4 protein-coding genes and 1 pseudogene are annotated in these 2,473 nt (G+C 46.7%); 3 read left to right on the top strand and 2 right to left on the bottom strand.

The annotated features are described in order from the left end of the window. Both ACJHX3_RS24660 and ACJHX3_RS24655 read right to left on the bottom strand, forming a co-directional pair. Positions 1-54 (bottom strand): IS1 family transposase (locus ACJHX3_RS24660; RefSeq protein WP_129692851.1); only part of this gene is annotated, 54 nt, incomplete at its 3' end. A gap of 91 nt (positions 55-145) precedes the next feature. Beyond that, a complete protein-coding gene (locus ACJHX3_RS24655; RefSeq protein WP_000712396.1) occupies positions 146-838 on the bottom strand; it encodes an XRE family transcriptional regulator in 693 nt (230 codons plus the stop codon). Between the two features lie 110 nt (positions 839-948). Here ACJHX3_RS24655 and ACJHX3_RS24650 point away from each other — a divergent pair, with 110 nt between their 5' ends. The 3 genes and pseudogenes from ACJHX3_RS24650 to ACJHX3_RS24640 all read left to right on the top strand — a co-directional run. After that, a complete protein-coding gene (locus ACJHX3_RS24650) occupies positions 949-1,176 on the top strand; it encodes a helix-turn-helix domain-containing protein (protein WP_000184665.1) in 228 nt (75 codons plus the stop codon). A 30-nt stretch (positions 1,177-1,206) separates the two neighbouring features. Further along, on the top strand, positions 1,207-1,746 hold the full coding sequence (locus ACJHX3_RS24645) for a toxin YdaT domain-containing protein (RefSeq protein WP_001182883.1): 540 nt from the start codon (positions 1,207-1,209) through the stop codon (positions 1,744-1,746). Further along, positions 1,743-2,363, top strand: a pseudogene (locus ACJHX3_RS24640) (replication protein); the annotation flags it as partial. The gene ACJHX3_RS24645 and the pseudogene ACJHX3_RS24640, both read left to right, overlap by 4 nt. Between the last annotated feature and the right edge of the window lie 110 nt (positions 2,364-2,473).

Raw genomic sequence — 2,473 nt, 5'->3', positions numbered from 1 at the left:
CACCACCCCGTCAGTAGCTGAACAGGAGGGACAGCTGATAGAAACAGAAGCCACTGGAGCACCTCAAAAACACCATCATACACTAAATCAGTAAGTTGGCAGCATCACCTACTATCCCCTAAACGACTCATCAGCACAGTACTGATTATCCATGTTTCCTGTACGTCTGGGGCATGCTCCCAATAACCTTACCGAAGATGAACACCCGGTTCATCTCGTCTTTCTCGATCGGGTCCCACGGTGAGTAGCTCTTGTTATCAGAGATAACCAGCAGCTTATCCTTCATCATTTGCAGGCGCTTTACATGGGCGGTGTCGTCGTACAGAAACGCATAGATGCCATCACCGTCGAAAGATTTAACCGTGATATCAACGAACAGCAGATCACCTGGTTCGATCGTTCCTGACATGCTGTCACCACGCACGTTAATGATGCGGATATTTTCTGCCTTCCTACCATCGAACATGTGACGAGCATCGTCAAACGAGTACTCAACCGAGCGTAGAACTTCTACAAACTCACGGTTGATGACTCCCGGCCCGGCACTCACTTCTATATCAAGAACGTCAATCTTGAAGTATTTGGGATGGTTGGCAGTAGGCTTCCCTAATTGTTGACCGTCATTTCTCATCGGGCCTATGCCTGATGAGAGCCACTCTGTTCGAACACCCAATGCATTAGCTATTTCAACAATTTTTGTTGAGCCGCGCGCGTTGCCGCTTGTCAGTCTCCAGATTGTGGGTTGAGCTACGCCAGACGCCTTTGCAAGAGCGCCTTGAGACATTCCAGATTGTTCCATCGCTAGGTTTAAGCGATCAGCAAGAGTTTCTTTTTTCATAAGTTTTAATTTATACGCTTGCGTATTGATGGTCAAAACACGTTTTGCTATTGTTATGATTAATACGCATTGCTATTATTTATTCGTTGCAATACCAATAGGAATTGATAATGACAAATCAAACCATTCAACTCGCAATCAGTATTACAGGTAGTCAAAAACGACTGGCAGATCTATGCGGTGTAGCCCAACCCACTGTTTGGCGTTGGCTACACGGTGGCGGAATTGATGCCCGCTATGTAATGAAAATTGTCTCAGCCACTGGTGGAAAGATTAAACCAGCAGATATTCGTCCCGACCTCGCACCATTGTTTAACGCGAGTAATTCTGCCGCCTAAACTGCGGCGTTAACTGATAAGGCAATGACTATGCAACCACTTACATACCAACAGACTAGCGGATTTAGCCCGACTGCGGTGATAAATCGTTCTCAAACAAAACAAGCTCCAGGCCACGAAAAAATCCGTGATGCCGTCCGCGCCTGGTCGGCTGCAGATAATCAGGATGTTGTTGCCGCACTCATTGTGAATGAGTATCGGGAGCAGGGCGGCGGCACCATCGATTTCCCTGATGATGTCAGCCGTGCACGCCAGAAGCTGTTCCGCTTCCTCGATAACAAATTCGATTCTGAAAAATACCGAAATAACGTGCGTGAACTGACCCCGGCAATTCTGGCGGTACTACCGCTGGAATATCGCGGTTACCTGGTTGAGCAGGATAGCTTCATGGCTAGGTTGGCTGAAATGGAAAAGGAACTCAGTGAGGCAAAACAGGCTGTCATTCTCAACGCACCACGCCACCAGAAACTGAAGGAAATTAGTGAAGGTATTGTATCGATGTTTCGTGTGGACCCAGATCTGGCTGGTCCATTGATGGCGATGGTTACTACCATGCTGGGGGCGATATGACAGGTTCAGAAATGGCGAAAGCCGGTCTGCTGGAACAGAACCGACTTTCAGGTGCAAATCGTAACACACTCATTGCGGGAGGAATTATGGCAAACACTGCTGAGATATTCAATTTTCCAGTGCCGGATGCGGCACAAAAGGAGCCGCGCGTGGCAGATCTCGATGATGGTTATACGCGCATTGCAAATGAGTTGCTGGAAGCTGTGATGCTGGCCGGATTAACACAGCACCAGCTTCTGGTCTTCCTGGCTGTCATGCGCAAAACATATGGCTTTAATAAAAAACTGGATTGGGTGAGCAACGAGCAACTGTCCGGATTGACCGGGATATTACCGCACAAGTGTTCTGCTGCAAAAAGTGTTCTGGTAAAGCGTGGGATTTTGATTCAGAGCGGGCGGAATATCGGTATTAATAATGTGGTCAGTGAATGGTCAACATTACCCGAATCAGGTAAGAAAAATAAAGTTTACCTGAAAGAGGTAAATTTACCTGAATCAGGTAAGAAAAGTTTACCCAAATCAGGTAAAGGCGTTTACCCGAATCAGGTAAACACAAAAGACAAACTAACAAAAGACAATATAAAACCTTTTTCGTCCGAGAATTCTGGCGAATCCTCGTAAGCGTCGTCTCAGCACCGTCTGGCAGATCCTGAAATTCCTGAAAGAATAGTGGACACCAAATATGGTGGACGCTATCCATGAAATCATTAACCGCAGTGCGTAAAAAA

Source organism: Escherichia sp. WS1265 (assembly GCF_046487585.1).
Lineage (GTDB): Bacteria > Pseudomonadota > Gammaproteobacteria > Enterobacterales > Enterobacteriaceae > Escherichia > Escherichia coli.
This window is presented reverse-complemented; position numbering and strand designations above follow the sequence as displayed.